Source organism: Nonomuraea basaltis (assembly GCF_005893125.1).
In the GTDB taxonomy this organism is placed as follows: domain Bacteria; phylum Actinomycetota; class Actinomycetes; order Streptosporangiales; family Streptosporangiaceae; genus Nonomuraea; species Nonomuraea basaltis.
The window spans coordinates 1-15,882 of record NZ_VCJS01000073.1; the positions used below are offsets into that span (position 1 = coordinate 1).

At 69.2% G+C, this 15,882-nt stretch carries 15 protein-coding genes; 12 read left to right on the forward strand and 3 right to left on the reverse strand.

Annotated features, from left to right (window positions below; translation table 11 throughout):
* The first annotated feature begins 65 nt into the window (after positions 1 to 65).
* The 7 genes from EJK15_RS30730 to EJK15_RS30755 all read left to right on the forward strand — a co-directional run bounded on the left by EJK15_RS30730 (position 66) and on the right by EJK15_RS30755 (position 5,247).
* Positions 66 to 155 (forward strand): hypothetical protein, encoded by a 90-nt coding sequence (locus EJK15_RS30730; RefSeq protein WP_240777319.1) that lies wholly within the window; start codon positions 66 to 68, stop codon positions 153 to 155.
* Positions 152 to 466 carry a hypothetical protein gene (locus tag EJK15_RS74915; protein ID WP_240777315.1) on the forward strand — a complete coding sequence of 105 codons (315 nt, stop codon included), beginning with the start codon at positions 152 to 154 and terminating at the stop codon, positions 464 to 466. The genes EJK15_RS30730 and EJK15_RS74915 overlap by 4 nt, the downstream gene beginning before the upstream one ends.
* On the forward strand, positions 372 to 605 hold the full coding sequence (locus EJK15_RS30735) for a hypothetical protein (protein WP_138713978.1): 234 nt from the start codon (positions 372 to 374) through the stop codon (positions 603 to 605). Before EJK15_RS74915 ends, EJK15_RS30735 begins: the two co-directional genes overlap by 95 nt.
* Before the next feature lie 294 nt (positions 606 to 899).
* Entirely contained in the window at positions 900 to 1,286 is a 387-nt protein-coding gene (locus EJK15_RS30740) for a RidA family protein (RefSeq protein WP_138713979.1), read from the forward strand.
* A gap of 656 nt (positions 1,287 to 1,942) precedes the next feature.
* Complete coding sequence (locus EJK15_RS30745) at positions 1,943 to 2,428, forward strand: peptidoglycan-binding domain-containing protein (RefSeq protein WP_138713980.1); 486 nt, start codon at positions 1,943 to 1,945, stop codon at positions 2,426 to 2,428.
* 385 nt (positions 2,429 to 2,813) lie between these two features.
* Entirely contained in the window at positions 2,814 to 3,692 is an 879-nt protein-coding gene (locus EJK15_RS30750) for an alpha/beta fold hydrolase (protein WP_138713981.1), read from the forward strand.
* A 148-nt stretch (positions 3,693 to 3,840) separates the two neighbouring features.
* Positions 3,841 to 5,247, forward strand: a complete 1,407-nt coding sequence (locus EJK15_RS30755; RefSeq protein WP_138713982.1) for an NAD(P)/FAD-dependent oxidoreductase — start codon at positions 3,841 to 3,843, stop codon at positions 5,245 to 5,247.
* Between the two features lie 19 nt (positions 5,248 to 5,266).
* Here the strand turns inward: EJK15_RS30755 and EJK15_RS30760 are convergent, their stop codons facing one another.
* Positions 5,267 to 6,058, reverse strand: coding sequence for a maleylpyruvate isomerase family mycothiol-dependent enzyme (locus EJK15_RS30760; RefSeq protein ID WP_138713983.1), 792 nt, complete (start codon positions 6,056 to 6,058; stop codon positions 5,267 to 5,269).
* 322 nt (positions 6,059 to 6,380) lie between these two features.
* Between EJK15_RS30760 and EJK15_RS30765 the strand changes: the two genes are divergently transcribed.
* The 3 genes from EJK15_RS30765 to EJK15_RS30775 all read left to right on the forward strand — a co-directional run bounded on the left by EJK15_RS30765 (position 6,381) and on the right by EJK15_RS30775 (position 8,135).
* The gene (locus EJK15_RS30765; RefSeq protein ID WP_138713984.1) at positions 6,381 to 6,560 is read left to right on the forward strand and encodes a hypothetical protein; all 180 of its coding nucleotides are present in this window, start codon (positions 6,381 to 6,383) and stop codon (positions 6,558 to 6,560) included.
* Positions 6,561 to 6,702: 142 nt separating this feature from the next.
* On the forward strand, positions 6,703 to 7,539 hold the full coding sequence (locus tag EJK15_RS30770) for a hypothetical protein (RefSeq protein WP_138713985.1): 837 nt from the start codon (positions 6,703 to 6,705) through the stop codon (positions 7,537 to 7,539).
* On the forward strand, positions 7,536 to 8,135 hold the full coding sequence (locus EJK15_RS30775; RefSeq protein ID WP_138713986.1) for a hypothetical protein: 600 nt from the start codon (positions 7,536 to 7,538) through the stop codon (positions 8,133 to 8,135). Before EJK15_RS30770 ends, EJK15_RS30775 begins: the two co-directional genes overlap by 4 nt.
* A 68-nt stretch (positions 8,136 to 8,203) precedes the next feature.
* Here the strand turns inward: EJK15_RS30775 and EJK15_RS74920 are convergent, their stop codons facing one another.
* Complete coding sequence (locus tag EJK15_RS74920; protein ID WP_240777316.1) at positions 8,204 to 12,427, reverse strand: rhamnogalacturonan lyase family protein; 4,224 nt, start codon at positions 12,425 to 12,427, stop codon at positions 8,204 to 8,206.
* A gap of 226 nt (positions 12,428 to 12,653) precedes the next feature.
* Positions 12,654 to 13,064 carry a hypothetical protein gene (locus EJK15_RS30785; protein ID WP_138713988.1) on the reverse strand — a complete coding sequence of 137 codons (411 nt, stop codon included), beginning with the start codon at positions 13,062 to 13,064 and terminating at the stop codon, positions 12,654 to 12,656.
* A 99-nt stretch (positions 13,065 to 13,163) separates the two neighbouring features.
* Here EJK15_RS30785 and EJK15_RS30790 point away from each other — a divergent pair, with 99 nt between their 5' ends.
* The gene (locus EJK15_RS30790; RefSeq protein ID WP_138713989.1) at positions 13,164 to 14,132 is read left to right on the forward strand and encodes a GlxA family transcriptional regulator; all 969 of its coding nucleotides are present in this window, start codon (positions 13,164 to 13,166) and stop codon (positions 14,130 to 14,132) included.
* Positions 14,133 to 14,159: 27 nt separating this feature from the next.
* Positions 14,160 to 15,866, forward strand: coding sequence for a serine/threonine-protein kinase (locus EJK15_RS30795; RefSeq protein WP_138713990.1), 1,707 nt, complete (start codon positions 14,160 to 14,162; stop codon positions 15,864 to 15,866).
* The last annotated feature ends 16 nt before the right edge of the window (positions 15,867 to 15,882 follow it).

The window sequence follows — 15,882 nt, forward strand, 5'->3', positions numbered from 1 at the left end:
CCGTTAGTTGTGCACTAAGGTCGGTCGGTGTGGATCTCGATGCTGTGCGCACGTTCGTCGCCGTCGTGGACACCGGCCAGTTCCAGGACGCCGCCGCAGACCTGTCGATCACCCAGCAGGCCGTCTCATCGCCGGCCTGCTGCTGGAGAAGGTGACGGGCACGAGCGCCGAGCGGTACATCACCGACCATGTCTTCCGGAAGGCCGGGCTGCGGCACACGTCGTTACCGCGTACGCCGTACCTCCCTGGGCACAGCTCTAAGGAGTACGAGGCGTTGTTCGGGCTCTTCGACCCGCCCAAGGACTACAGCGTCTACAACATGTCCTGGGCCGTGCGGCAGGTTCTGGGGGCACGACGGGGCCGTCCCCGGCATGCAGACCTTCGCGTTCTCCTACGCCGACGGCGGCCACCAGTTCGCCTTCGGCGCCAACCTGAGGAACTACCAGCAGCTCGACGAGAACGGTAGTCCTGTCGCGCACGCCATCGACTTCGCGATCGGGAACCACCTGCTGGAGGCGGCGTGCGGGCCTGACGCGGGGGCGGCGACCAGGGCGGCGTGGCCGCTCCCGGCGATCGGCGTGGACGGGGGCACGGCCGCACCGTGACCGGCGACGTCGCCGGTCGGGCGGCACTACCAGTCCGGCACCCCAGCTTCGTCCACCGCCCTCGGGTTCACCCTCGCTGAAGCCCTCACCGCGAGCGACCCTGAGTTCGGCAACGGACGCGCGAATGCCGCGTCGGATGCGAGACCTACGATGCTCCCCGAGCCCGCCTGACCTGCTCAAGAAGCGAGTCGCTGCAGGTCAGAGGCATATGGGCAAGATCTCGTCTTGTAATGAGAACCAATTGCGTCAGATTGGCTCTGGGGGGAGCTCTGCGGGGGGGACAGGATGGCCGTCATGGAGATGATCGTTCACAGCCCGGCTGAGGGTATCTACGCCGCCACCGATGACTTCGTACACGCGATTGAGGTGCGGAATCCGTCTCGGTTCCTGTTCATGGCGGGAACGATGGGGCTGGATTCCGATGGCATCCCTGGCACCACGCTTGAAGAACAGCTCGACCTCATCTGGGCGAATCTTCGGGTGATTCTCGCCGAGGCGAGGATGAGCGTGGACAACATCGTGAGGCTTACGAGTTACCTGCGCGATCCCTCCTACGCTGAGGCGAATGCGAAAGCCAGGGTGGCTGCCTTGGGCGGACGGCGGGTGCCCACGACGGCGATCGTGGCACAGACGCTCGTCAGTAACTGGTTGGTGGAGATCGAGGTGGTGGCGGCGGGCTAAGTGGTGCGCACGGTCGCACTGACCACGGCCGAGCTAAGCCACGGCTTCATGCCGCGGGCAACGTTCGCCCTGCAAACCCTACGAAGCGGCCCCGCCCGCGTCCTCGCGTCGATATTTTGCGGACAATCTCCATGCAGGAAATAGACCGACCTATCCAGCAAGGGCCCAGGAAAGGGCCGTCTGGGGGTGTCATAGTCATGGCCTACAGCGGCTGATCGACAAGCAATCCTACGCGTCGAACGCAAAAAGGGCACAAAACATTGACGAACCTACCGAAATATGGAACGTTATCAACGTTTCCTCGAAGGACGAGGCCGTCGGCTTCGTCAACCTGTAGCCGGCGCAGGGCGCGGGCGAGGCCGCCTTCTCCATTCGCTGCGACGGCTTGGTGGACGTTTACTTCTCCCTGTGATTCGCCAGGTTCCCGGTGGGCATAACAACTCGCCCACCGCACCCTCAATATGACGAATGTTCGAACATTGTCCGGGCACGTTAAGAAATCGGTCAAAATGCCTCGGGAAAGCGGACTTTCCAGGCTGTTCTGTGTTGTGCTGGAAGTGAGGGCTCATTTCGAGACCCCGTAGAAACGGGTGGCCCGGGCCGTGGCGAGGCAGCCCGCCCGTGGGCCGCCATCACTCCGCACTGAGGAGGTACCCATGACGGCACCGGAATTCCAGCCGCCGCCGCTGCGCTTCCCGCCACCCACCCAGACCCAGAGCGTCCGGCGATGGCAGCAGCAGTTGAGGGATCGCGGCTGGCACATCACCGTCGACGGCGACTACCGCGAGGAAAGCAAGCGCCTGTGCGCCAACTTCCAGATGGAGCACGGTCTGGACCAGGACGGCGTCGTCGGCCCGAAGACCTGGAAGGCCACCTGGGAGGCCGCCAGCACGAAGCCTCTGCAGGCGCCCAGCCGCACCTTGAAGAAGGGCGACCAGGGCGAGGAGGTCCGCAAGTGGCAGCGGCAGGTCAACAACCGCGGCTGGCGCGAGCTCGATGTCGACGGCATCTTCGGCGACGAGACCCTGCGCATCTGCAAGGAAATGCAGGAGTTCAAGGGTCTGCCGAAGACCGGCGAGATCGACCGCCGGACCTGGGAAGAGGCGTGGCTGGAGAAGGTGCCCGTGGCCGCGGCCAGGTGAGCGCGCTCTCCGACCTCCGGGCCGACGTCCCGCCCATGGGACGCCGGCCCTCTTTCGCGCCCGAGTTCCGGCGTCCTGCCGAGCGGCGGTCGTCACGGGGACGCGGAATCCAAACGCATGCCCGTCCCAGGTGCGCGTCCCCATATTGGTCAAACTGGAAGATATCTTTCGCCCAGTCATAAATCGCGGACGATATCGTTTGGACTGCATACGGCCTGCTTTGTTTTTGCGAGGAACGCCCAGATCAGGTGACTGGTCTTCTTCTGGATCCGGCCTCGGCCGACCGGTCGTAGTCAAAGCCCGGCCACGTTGGCGCGCTGATCAAATGCTCATCCGCGTGCGGCATGTTATGGGTCTCCGTTCGCTTCCCTGAGAGGGCGCAATCATGACGCCTGTCATTCCCGGTTTCGACTACCAGCGCGTCCACGTCGCCGACGGCGTGTCCCTGAACGTGGCCATCGGCGGCTCGGGCAGCCCCATCGTGCTGCTGCACGGCTTCCCCGAGACGCACCTGATGTGGCGGCACGTCGCCGCCGACCTCGCGACCGGCCACACCGTGATCGTTCCCGACCTGCGGGGTTACGGCGCCAGCGACAAGCCCGCCGAGACCGGACCCGATGTCTACTCCAAGCGCACCATGGCCGCCGACATTGTCGCCCTGGCCCGCGCGCTCGGCCACGAGCGCTTCGCCCTGGCCGGACACGACCGGGGCGCCCTGGTCGCCTTCCGCGCCGCACTCGACCACCCCGAGACGATCACCCACCTGGCCAGCCTCGACGTGCTGCCCACCCTGGAGATGTGGGACGTGCTGCACGGCACCAGCGCCGCCGTCGGCTTCCACCTCTACCTGATGGCCCAGCCGCCCGGCCTGCCCGAGCAGATGATCGCCGCCAGCTCGGACGCCTTCTTCGGCTACTTCCTCGACATCTGGACCAACGACCCCCAGGCGATCCCCGCCGACGTGCGCGCCGCCTACCTGGACGCCTGCCGGAACGCGGTGCCCTCGATCGTGGCCGACTACCGCGCCTCGGCCGGGATCGACGTGACCCACGACCAGGCCGACCGCGACGCCGGGAACCTGCTGCGGATGCCGGTCACCGTGCTCCAGCAGGACTGGGGCGCCGCCCTCGGCTTCGACGCCGCCGCCCTGTGGCGCGCCTGGGCCCCCGACCTGCACCACAGCACCGTCACCAGCGGCCACTTCATGGCCGAAGAGACCCCGGCTGACATCGCCAAGGCCATCCGCGACCTGCTCACCCGCTGAAGCCGGTCGCTCAGGTCTGCGGGTGGGCCCAGCTGTGCAGGGCCATGTGCCAAGAAATGGTGCGAATTCGGCGGCTGACTGGCCTGGTGAGTGAGCAGTCGTCCGGAGCACGCTGACCCTTCCAGGACCCTTTGCTAGGAGGTCGAAGATGTCGGACATCGTGGTGGCGGGGGCCGGTCCCGCCGGCCTGGTCGCCGCCCTGCTACTCGCCGCCGACGGGCACCAGGTGACCGTGCTCGACCGGGACCGAGACGGCCCGGGAGACATCCATCGCGCGTGGGAGCTGTGGCAGCGGCCGGGCGTGAGCCAGTTCCGCCTGCCGCACCGGCTGGTGGCGGCGGGCTGGCGGCTGCTGCGGGACGAGCTGCCGGACATGGCCGCCGAACTCGAGCGCGCGGGCGCCATTGTGTTCAACGCTCTCGCCGGTTCCTGGCGGGTGCGGGCGCTGGGCGGGGCGCGGGAGGGCGACGAGCGGTTCGAGACGATCGCCGCCCGCCGTCCCGTCCTGGAGGCGGCGCTGGCCCTGGTGGCCGGGCGGGCTCCCGGGGTCACCGTCCACCGGGGGGTCACCGTGGCCGGGCTGCTGATCGACGCTCCCTTGAAAGGCGGGCGGCCGCGCGTGCGCGGGGTGCGTACCGGCGAGGGCGAGGTCATCCACGCCGACCTGGTGCTGGACGCGACCGGGCGAAGGGGGGAACTCTCCGGGATGCTCGGCAGCCCAGGCACCGCCGAGGAACACGGGAGGCCGGGATTCGCCTACTACTCCAGGCACTTCGCCGGTCCCATGCCCGCGCAGCCGATCTGGCCGTTGGCGCATCACGACAGCCTGTCCACCCTGGTACTGCCCGGCGACGTGGGGACCTGGTCGGTGACGTTGGCCGTGTCGGACGATGACGTGGAGCTGCGCGGGCTGCGGCATGCCGGTGTCTGGCAGCAGGCCGCGTCCATGTTCCCGAACGTGGAGCCGTGGGCCGCGGGCATCCCGATCAGCGACGTCCTGCGAGCCTCCGGAGAGGCGAGCGGCCCGCGCAGGCTCGTGGCCGGCGGGCGACCGGTGGCCCACGGGCTCCTCACCATAGGCGACGCCTGGGCGGTCACCAATCCGATGTTCGGGCTGGGCATGTCCATGGCGTTCGCGCAGGCGAGCCTGCTGCGCGACGCGGTACGCGCCGAGGGTCTGGACGATCTTGACAAGCTGGCGTTGCGGTTCGACGAGGTGAGCCGAAGTGTGCTCGCGCCGGTGTGCGAACGGCTCGGCCGCTGGGATCGGCATCGGCTCGCCGAGCTCGACGGGGAGCGTCGTGGCCGGCCGTACGAGAGCGGCGATGCCGAGTGGGTGCTGGGCAAGGCGCTGGATGCGGCCACGCTCCTGGACGGCGATGTGCTTCGTGGCGTGGCCGACGTCGCCCACCTGATCGCCACGCCGCAGGAGGCGATCGAGGCGACAGATCTGGACGGAAAGGCGCTCGCGCTCGCCGGGGACGCTCCGCGCTCCGTGGCACAGGGTCCCACGCGAGCCCGGCTGCTGGCGGCGATTCACGGGGCGCGTCCTTAGATTCCGTCGGCCGTCATCACTAGTAACCGGGGAAGACCCGGCGTAGCAGCTCGATATCGGCCGCGCCCGTTGTGACGACGCCGCTGGGGGTGTGCTGGGGCGCGAGCCGGCCGGCTACCAGCCGTAGCCAGGCTTCGGCGGGCAGAGTGAGCGTGCCATCCGGCTTCTCAGGAACATCGAAGTCCGCACTGATCCGCGCGTTCAGACGCAGAGCGAAGACCGATGCGGGCCCGCTTGTCGTGACCTGGATGACCGCGTGCTTGCCGTCGAGCAGCTCTGCTTTGCCGATCCATTCGAGTAGATCAGGAGATTGGTGCAGGAGCTCGTTCGTGGCGTCCGGAGGCAGCGTAGCGTGTTCGTCGAAGCCGACGCGTACGTCCCACGAGTGCAAGGTCAGCTCGCTGAGCCGGAGCCGCGCCGCTGTCGCCACGTCGACCGGTGCGGGCATGAAGCCCACATCGATGCGCAGGCTCTCGCGGGTGCCTGCGTCCAACGACTCATACAGTCCGGTCTGGGTGTGGCTCGCTTGGAGGAACCCGTCGGCGCGTTGCCTGCGGGTCATGGCGTTCCACCTGTCCCAGACGGTCACGTTGAAGTCGCCGCCGGGATTCGGCTTGCCGTCGAGGGCGGCTTGGACGGTGGTTTGCGCGATCTCGGCGCCGCTGCCCAGATGGCTGAGCACTTGCGAGATGTCCCATTCGGCCGCGCCCGACGGCCGGGCCAGGTCGTCCTCGCTGAGCTTGGACACCAGTTCGGCGAGGCTGTCATGCCCGGTGCGCAAGGTGGCGATGACCGCATCGGCGCTGCTCATATGTTCTCCAGGTAGCTGGGCTGTGGCATGGGACTACTGTGGCATGGAGCAATCAGCAACCCGAGACGGGCGCGTCACGTGCGTGCTCGGCGCACAGACAGCCGGCGCCCTTCTCAATCCATTCCCGCCCGGTCCACTCCGGAGCGCGTAGTTGCGTTCCGCTGGCCGACATGCCACCCAGCCACCTCGTCGTCGCCTGGAACAGCGCCAACGCCAACCCGCTCATCTGCTCGTTCACCCACATCGCCGCGGCCGCCTATCGCGCGGCGGCTCCAGAGGGCTAAGTCCCACAGCGGGAACGTCCTCGCGGAAGACACCCCCATTGGCCCGAGCTGTCAGGAGCCGGTCGGCGAGCACGGCGCTGTTGCTGTCGCCGGTGCAGTTCGTGCGGCGGCTGCGGGTACGGGCGCCCAAGGTGCTCGCCATGCCGTTCCTGTGCCGGGTGCCCAATCCGCTGGTGCTGGAGGCCGTCATCCGGCGCGGCCGGACAGTGTCGGCGTAAGGGTCTGCGCCCCTCGGAGAGCACAGCAAATCCACAGCCCTCACTGTCAGCGACCACTGGCTTACATGTGCTTAGGTGGTGCTTTGACAGTTTGTGTGCTGGATGGGGTTTACGAGTGTCAAGATACGGCTGGCGTCACTCGGTGTTCGCGCCCGTGTTGGGTCTGGTGGTCTCCCTGCTGCTGCTGGGAGCCGGAGCGGTGGAAACGCTGCTGGAGTCCGTGGGCGCGACCACGGCGCCGGTGGCCGCGGAGCTCGTGGTCACGCTCATCATCGCGGTGTTCCTGATCACCGTTCTCAGGATCGTCAGGGCCGTACCGGACATCCGGCGGGAGAGCGCCGCGACGGCGCGGGCCGTGGCGAACGTCCAGGCGGTGAAGCCGAACGAGGACACGCTGGTGTCGCGGCGGCTCAAGCTGTTCAGGGAGGCGGCCGAGGCAGGGAACGACTGCGAGGCGGTGCTGAGCGCCCGGTCCGCGCTGGACGACAGTGAGATGGCCAACAAGCACCACCTCGACCACGCGCTCATCTGGGCGCTGCCGGTCTTCGGGTTCATCGGCACCGCGCTGACGATGGCCGCGATGGTCACCTCGTTCTCGAACGCCCTGGACAGCCGGGGGGACCCGGGCGTGCTGATCGCCGCGCTCAAGCAGCACGTGCTGCCGGAGCTGGCGTCCGCGTTCGGCGTCACCATGATCGCGCTGTTCCTCAGTGTGGTGGCATTCGGGGCGATGGCCCTGGTGGAGCGGGCGGAGCGGGCCAGTGTGGTGGCCGCCGACGAGGTGTTCCTGATCTATATCGCGCGCCTGCCCGCCAAGCAGGCGGCTCCCGCCATGCAGGGGCTCACCCAGGAGCTGGCCCAGTCCAGAGGCAGGACCGAGGAGCTCGTCAAGGGCCTGGACGCGCTGCGCACCGCGGTGGAGCGGCTGAGCGCCGTCGAGAGCCGGCCGCACAGATACACGCTGGTGAGGGAGCCGTGAGGAAGCGACCCGTCCGGTCGTTCGCACCGCCGCTCGACCTGCGCTTCATCGACCTGTTCATGGCCATCGTGCTGGCGCTTTCCTTCGTCGCGATCATGCTGACCGTCGTGGCGCGGATGCTGCCGACGGAGAACTCCTCGCCGCCCGCGCGCCAGGAGAAGAGCGTGGCCCAGCTGAAGAGGCAGCTCGACGCGGCCGTGCTGGCCAAGCGGAAGGCCGAGGTCGAGCTGCGTACCACGCGGCAGCAGATCGCCGATCAGACCGCGTTCGCCCTGCCCTGGTGGCTGATCGGGTTCTGCGCCGTGCTCGGCGTGCTCGCCGTGTTCATGGGCTGGCGTGTCCGCCTGTGGAACAAGGAAAATCTCCCGCGCCTGCGAAGCTGGGCGTTGGTCACCGTGGTGGTGGCGGTGGTCACGGTGGTGATCAGGGAGCTGAGCGACCGCGACGGCTATCTGCTGCTCGCCGAGATCCCGTGGTGGGCCGCCGACGCCCTCTGTCTCGGGCTCCTGCTGGTCGCGTACGTGCTGATCTCCGTCATCCGGGCCAACCACACCGCGCTGAGCGAGATCAGGGCGCGGCCGTCCCCCCACCAGTAGGAGGACGCACGGAGGACCTCCGTGTGGTGCGGAACCGGGTCCGGCACCACATCGGAGGTCCTCCGGAGCTAGCGGGCCCGCGTGTAGGTGATGTGCGGGGCCTCTGGGGCGGTCATGCCGTTTCCGATGAAGAAGCCCGCCTGCGGCGGCTGGTTGTAGCCGACGTTCTGCCAGGCCACCGAGAGCCGGTAGACGGGGTCGTGCATCAGCGTGCGGATCCTGAGGTCGGTCACGTCGACGGTCGTGTAGAGGCGCAGCTTGGTGCTGTCCTGGGACCGCCAGACGATCTCCTCGCGCCAGTCTCCGATCAGGTCGGCCTGGAGGGTCGGCGTCCCCTTGGTGGAGTTGTTCGAGTAGGTGCCCTCGGCGCGGAAGATCTCCCTGCTCGTGCCGTCCCACTTGGCGATCGTGCCGACGCCGACGCCCTTCGCCTGGTCGTAGGCGTGGTCGACGATCTCGCGGAGCGGGTCGCCGTCCCACCAGGCGAGGAAGTTCGCCGGGGGGATCGACTGCCCGAGCAGCTGGCCGGCGGCCGTGCGCAGCTCACCCTGCGGGGAGTTCCACTCGCCCGTCGCGGTCACCGCCCACGACTCCGCGCCCGGGTGCTTGGGATCGATGTCGGCGGAGGCGGCGCGGCCCGTGTCCTTCGTGGCGGGCATCGACCACAGCACCTGGCCCGTGGCGGCGTCCCTGAAGGTGGCGCCCCGGTTGCCGCTGGCGCCCATGTCCTCATGGGCCGCGAACACCTCGTAGCCGGGCCGGCTCGGGTCCAGATCGGTGACGTGGAGCGCGTCGCCGTGACCCAGGCGGGTGCTGTACAGGCCCTCGCCGTCGTCGTCGACCGTCATCGAGCCGAACACGATCTCGTCCTTCTGGTCGCCGTCGAGGTCCACGACGGACAAGTTGTGGTTGCCCTGCCCCGCGAAGGCGCTGTTCCCGGGGGTGTTGGAGTCGAACACCCACCGCTGCTCGAGGTTCTTGCCGTCGAAGTCGTAAGCGGCCAGGACGGTGCGCGTGTAGTAACCCCGGCTGAAGACGACCGACGGGTGCTCGCCGTCGAAGTAGGCGACGGCCGCGAGGAACCGGTCCACGCGGTTGCCGTACCCGTCGCCCCACGCCGCCACGTCGCCGCGGGGAGGAACGTAGTCGACGGTGTCGATCGCCTTGCCCGTGTTCCCTTCGAACACCGTCAGGTATTCCGGGCCCGACAGCACGTAGCCGCTGGAGTTGCGGTAGTCCTTGCTGGGATTGCCCAGGACGGTTCCCACGCCGTCGACGGTCCCGTCGGCGGTCTTCATGACCACCTCCGACCTGCCGTCGCCGTCGAGGTCGTAGACCATCAGCTGGGTGTAATGCGCTCCAGCCCGGATGTTCCGGCCGAGCGAGATCCGCCACTTCCGCTTGCCGGCCATCGTGTACGCGTCCACGTAGACCAGCCCGGTGTAGCCGGCCTGGGAGTTGTCCTTGGCGTTGCTCGGGTTCCAGACGAGGATCAGGTCGAGCTCGCCGTCACCGTCCAGGTCCCCGACCGAGGAGTCGCCCGCGCTGTAGGTGTACGGCTGGCCGTCCTTGGTGTAGTCGTCGGCCGGCTTGTCCAGCGGGATCTCCATGTACGGCCTGCTCCACACGCCGAACTCGGCGGTGGGGTCGCCGCCCACGGGGATCACCCGGTAGACGGACTTGGCCGTTCCATCGGCGTCGAGGTGGTTCGTGGCGCCCGTGACCTCCTTGAGCTTCTTTCCGTCACGCCAGATCTCGAACGCCTGGCCGGGGTCGTCCAGCCCGAGCAGCCGCCAGCCGAGGTAGACCCCCGCGCTGGTCGCGACGGCGACCGGTGCCCTGTCCAGGCGCTCCATCTGCCGCTTCAGCTTGGTGACCGCCCGCGAGGCGGTCGCCGGCGAGGGCTCGGAGGCGCCGCCCCTGTTGACCGCCACGATCCGGTAGCGGAAGGGCACCGTCGTGAGGACCTCGCCGTCGTCGAACGACGGTTGCTGCGTGGTCCCGATCCGCGCGTAGGGCCCCTCCTCCTTCTCCGCCCGGTGGACCCGGTACAGCAGCGCGCCCTCGACCCCGCTCCAGCGCAGTTCCACGCTGTTCTTCTCGACCTGGCCGAGGCGGGGCGCCTGCGGCACGGCCGGCGGCGTCACCGAGTCGTCCACGGTGGCGACCCGGACCGCGGCCGAGGGCACCGACTCGTCTCCGGCGGGGTCGAGAGCGGTCACCGTGTAGTCGTAGCGGGAGCCGATCTGGGCGGTCGTGTCGGTGTAGGAGGTGCCGGAGACCTTGCCGAGCAGGGCGGGCTTCGCGTCGCCCTCCTCGGCCCGGAAGATCCGGTAGCCTGCCGCCCCGTCCGTCGCCGTCCAGCTCAACGGGACGCTGGCGGCGATCCCCTCGAAGGAGACCGATCCGGCCCGCAGCCCCTCGGGAGCCGTCAGGATCGGGGTGATCTCCAGGCCGTTGAGGTGGGCGGTGGTGCCCGACACCACGACGTTCAGCTGCCCGTCGGTGACCTTGATCCCGGAGATGGCGCTCGTGGCCACGCTTCTGCTGCTGGAGACGGCGACGGCGGCGCCGCCCTCCGCGGAGATGGTCGTCCTCGCGGTGCCCAGCAGGTCTCCCACGTACGCCTTCAGGCCGTAGAGCCCGTTCGGCACGTCCACCTTGAACTCGTAGGAGCCGCCGAAGTAGGCCAGGAAGTCCCTGCCGAGATCGTCCAGCGCGCTGCCGCGGTCTCGGTCGATCATGTTCGCGGCGCTGGTGAGTCCGAAGCCCGTGTCGGGCTTGTAGATCGTCGCCCGCGTGACCTGGGTGTACCCGGCGGCGACCGGCCCGGTGGCGGGCCCGAAGTCGTACTTGTACAGGGCCCGCTTGGTGGTGATCGTCACGGGGTCGGACGGCTCGGAGTCGCCGCGCCCGTTCACCGCCACCACGCGGAATTCGTAGCTCTTGCCCTCCGCCAGTCCGGAGACCGAGGCCTGCGGGATCGCGGAGGTGGTGGCCAGGGCGCCGTCGCGGAGCACCTTGTAGACGTCGGCGGTCTCGGCGGCGTCCCACTTCAGCACGGCGCCCGCGTTGGAAATGCCGCCCGCCACCAGTCCGGTGGGCTTGGCGGGGACGGCGGCGGGCGGCTCGCTCTCCCGCACCAGCCCCGACAGCGGCAGTCCCAGCGCCTTCACGCCGCCCGCGACCAGGCGCGCCATCTGGATGGCTCCGTACTCCTGGAAGTGGGTGTTGTCCGTGGCGCCGTTCGGCCAGGCGCCGTAGACGCCCGCGGGGACGTGCAGGAACACCGACTTGGCCGCCTCGGGCCCGATCGTGTCCAGGTATTGCCTGCTCAGGGTGGACAGGTCGACCAGCGCGACGTTCTCCTCCTGGGCCAGCTCCTTCATCTTCACCACGTAGTCGGGGAAGGAGACGTTGAACGTGCCGGTCGTGGCGTTGTAGTCGAGACGGGAGACGGGGGTGACCAGGATCGGGGTCGCCCCGCGCTGCCTGGCGCCGTTGACGTAGACCCGCAGGTACTCCTTGAAGTCCTCGGGGGAGGCGTACCTGTCGGGCACGCTGACGGTCGCGTCGTTGTGCCCGAACTGGACGAAGAAGTAGTCGCCGGGCCTGATCGCCCGCAGGATCGTGTCGAGGCGGCCCTGGGTGATGAAGTTCTTGGAACTGCGCCCGCCGATGGCGTGGTTGTCGAAGGCGACGCCGGTGGTGAAGGACTGCTCGATCATCTGGCCCCACCCGGCCTCGGGCGCCCAGAACGGGTCATAGGTCTGGACGGTCGAGTCGCCCGCGATATAGGCGGTCGGGATCGTGCCGGCGGTGCGGCCGGCCTGCCGGGTGATGACCAGCGAGTTGATCTTGGGGGCGTTGCCGGAGAAGACGAAGTCCATCTTCCCGTCCACCAGGGCGATGCCGAAGGACATCTCCAGGTACGAGCCCGCGGCCTTGGCCGTCTGCTGCACCTTCGCGATCGACTCGACCGTGATCGCGATGTCGGTCGGCTCGGTGGCGTCGCCGGCGACGAGTGCGACGGTGTAGTCGCCGTTGGGCAGGTCCACGCTGAAGGTGGCGGCGCCGGTGGCGACGAAGTCGGATCGGAGGGCGTCGCCCGTGGCTCTGTCGGCCGAGGACAGCGTCGCGGTGTCGGCGAAGCCGTATCCCTGGGCCGAGCTGTAGCCGGTGGTCTCGGTGACGCGCGTGTAGCCCTCCTGAAGAGCGCTGCCGGAGGTGCCGAAGTCGAAGGCGCGGTCGGCCTCCGCGGCCTCGGCGGTTGTTGGTGTTAGCGCTAACATGCCGACGAGGAGGGTTATGGCCGCGATTTTGCGCATGGGGCGTCCATTCGGGGTGATGCTCGAGGAGTGCCGAAGAGAAGTTAAGGCTGGGATTTAAACGTTTTAATAGAGGTCCGAAACCAAGTGTGATCGAAAAATCACATGGCTGTCAACGGTGAGGTGATTCGAACGGCCGGCCGCCCCTGGCCGCGTCGGCGGCCAAGGGCGGCTGGACACCGCAAGGCGGTCAGTGGGCGCAGCCCGCGTACTCGTCGAGGCGGCGCAGCATCGCCGCCAGCATGAGCGGGAACATCGCCACGTGCGCGGCCAGCATCAGCATGCCGCCGTCAATGATGCCGAGCCACAGCAGGGGGAAGAGCGGCACGACCGGAACGAACATCGCCGCGCACATCTCCAGGGTCGAGGCCCAGCCGTGGCCGCGGATCCGCATCCACACGGCCATGCCGACGGACATGTTGAACGCCATCACCAGGTAGCCCAGCTCGGGGTACTGGCTGTGCGAGACGCTGAGGCCGAGGACGTCGAAGAGGGCGCCGAGCGCGAACATCCCGACGAACATCGCGATGATCATCTCGACGTAGTGGAGGGCGAACCTGCCCCAGCGGCGGCGGGGCTTCATCGCTGTTGTCGTCGTCATGTGTCCGACTGTCCAGGAGACGGGTTCACGCGCCAAGGCAGGGAGCCGGGGAGGTCCGGAAACTTGGGTCCTTCGTCCTTCGGACCTACAGTCGGTGCCATGGACCGAAGACGGGTCGTGGTGGTGGCGTACGAGGCGGCGGAGCTGCTGGAGATCGCCTGCATCACCACCGCGCTGGAGAGCGCCAACTGGCACGGCGCGTTACCGTACTACGAGTATCGCCTGGCCACGCCCGGCGGCCACACCTTCACCACCGCCACCGCATTGATGCTGCAGCCTCAGCTGGCCCTGGAGCGGGTCGCCGGGCCGCTCGACACCCTCGTGGTGGCGGGCGGGATCGGCCACGAGAACGCCGCAGCCAATCCGCTGATCGTCGGCCACGTTCGCCGGCTGGCCCGCGAAAGCCGGCGCGTGGCGTCCGTGTGCACGGGATCGTTCGTCCTCGCCGCCGCCGGCCTGCTCGATGGGCGGCGCGCCACCACGCACTGGGACCAGGCGCAGCTGATGGCCAGCCGCTACCCCGAGGTCGTCGTCGACCCGGACCCGATCTTCATCCGCGACGGCAATGTCGCCACGTCCGCGGGCATCACCGCCGCCCTCGACCTCATGCTGGCCTTCGTCGAGGAGGACAACGGCCCCGAACTGGCCAGGACCGTGGCCAGGAACTTGGTCACCTACCTGCAGCGGCCCGGGAACCAGGCGCAGATGAGCATGTTCATCCAGGCCCCCTCGCCCGCCAACAGCCTGGTCAAGCGGACCGTCGACTACATCAACGGGCATCTCGCCGAGAACCTCACCACGCCCGCGCTGGCGGATGCGGCGGGTGTGAGCGAGCGGCACCTGACCCGGCTGTTCCTCAAGCACCTGGAGCAGACGCCCGGGCGGTACGTCCGGCAGGCCCGCACCGAGGCGGCCGCCCATCTGCTGACCTCCACGTCGCTGCCGATGGCGTCCATCGCGGTGCGGTGCGGGTTCGGGACGGCGGAGACGTTGCGGCAGGCGTTTATCGATCGGTACGGGATCTCGCCCTCCCGCTACCGCCTGACGCAGTCGTCGGCCGCCGGGTGACGGGTGCGCCTGGCTAATGTGTCTGCGATGAACGGTGATCGGGTCATAGGCGGGTACGCGCTGCGGCGCCTGCTCGGCCGGGGCGGCATGGGCGAGGTGCACCTCGCGGCCACGCCCACCGGCGGCCTGGCCGCGGTCAAGGTCATCAAGCCCGCGCTGGCCCGGGATCCGGCGTTCCGGCGGCGCTTCGAACGCGAGGTGGCGGCGGCCCGGCGGGTGGCCAGGTTCTGCACCGCGCCCGTGCTCGACGCCGGGATCGACGGCGACGTCGCCTACCTCGTCACGGAATACGTGAAGGGACCCGACCTGGCGGAGGCCGTACGGGATCAGGGGCCTTTATCCGGCTCGAACCTGGAGGCGCTGGCGGTGGGCATCGCGACCGCGCTCAGCGCCATCCACGGGGCCGGGGTGATCCACCGCGATCTCAAGCCCTCCAACGTGCTGCTCTCGCCGCTCGGCCCCCGCGTGATCGACTTCGGCATCGCCCAGCTCGTGGACAACGACAGCCTGGCCAGTCAGGCGATCCTCGGCACGCCCGCGTTCATGGCGCCCGAGCAGGTACGCGGTGAGCCCCTCACGCCCGCCGCCGACGTCTTCGCGTGGGGCGGGGTGATCGCGTACGCGGGGACGGGGCGGCTGCCGTTCGGAGGCGGGGCGCCTGGTGAGGTGCTGTACCGGATCATGCAGGAGGGGCCCAGGCTGGACGGGCTCGACGAGGGGATCAGGGATGTGGTCGCGCGGGCGCTCGCCAAAGACGCCCGCCTGCGGCCCACCGCCCAGGGGCTGCTGGCGGAGCTGGTCGGCGGCACCCGCCTGACCACGGCCACCGAGGTGGTGGAACGCACGTGGACGGGCACGGTCACGTCCGGCGTGCGGTCGTCCGCCGGGCGGCCGGGCGGCATGTCTGCTGAGGCGCAGTCGAGTGCCCGGCCTTCCGAGGCGCGGAGCGGGGGCGGGCAGGGACGAGAACGGGCGATGAGGCCGACCGGCCTTGTGGCGCCGACGGGTGGGCCGGTGGACAGTCCGTTGAGGGGGCCGATGGGTGCACCGGCACCGGTGCCGGGGTCGGTGGGTGGCGCGGCGGGGCCAGGACGTGGGCGGTGGTGGCCGTGGGTTGCCGGGGCGGCTGCGACGGTTCTCGCCGTCGGTGCGGCCCTGGCCGTGCCCGGGCTCTGGCAGGAGACACTCTGGCCGTACGAGGCCGGCTTCGGCGACGCCTGGGCGGTCGGCGCGTCGGAGGGCGGGAACGCGCGGCAGGCGGGCACCGGTTACGAGCTGACCGTCAATCCCGGCTGGCGCCTGTGGAAGTCGGCGCCCAGGCGGGAACCGGACACCGGCGTGATCGTCAGCGCGAAGGCCACCCTGGCGGAGGGCACCGGGGAGTACGGTGTCTGGTGCCACGGCTCGGCAAGCTCCGGAGATCGTTACGAGTTCGGGGTGAGCGGCTCGGGCAAGGTCACGATCGTCAAGCGCCGCACGGGCACAAGGGGCAGGCCCCTGTACGGCCCGGCGAACGCACAGGGCGCGGCCGTCAACCGCATCGTGGCGGAGTGCGGCCGGAGCGGGAACAAGGTGACGTTACGCATGTGGCTCAACGAACGCCTGGTCGCCGAGGCGTCCGACTCCGACTCCCCGTACGGCCCGGACGAGGCGGGCGTATACGCGGCCTCCGGCCCCACCGACCCCGCGCGCGTCCGCTTCGACTCGTTCGCCCTCAGACCGGTGGGCCAGTGATGGGGACGGCCGTCGC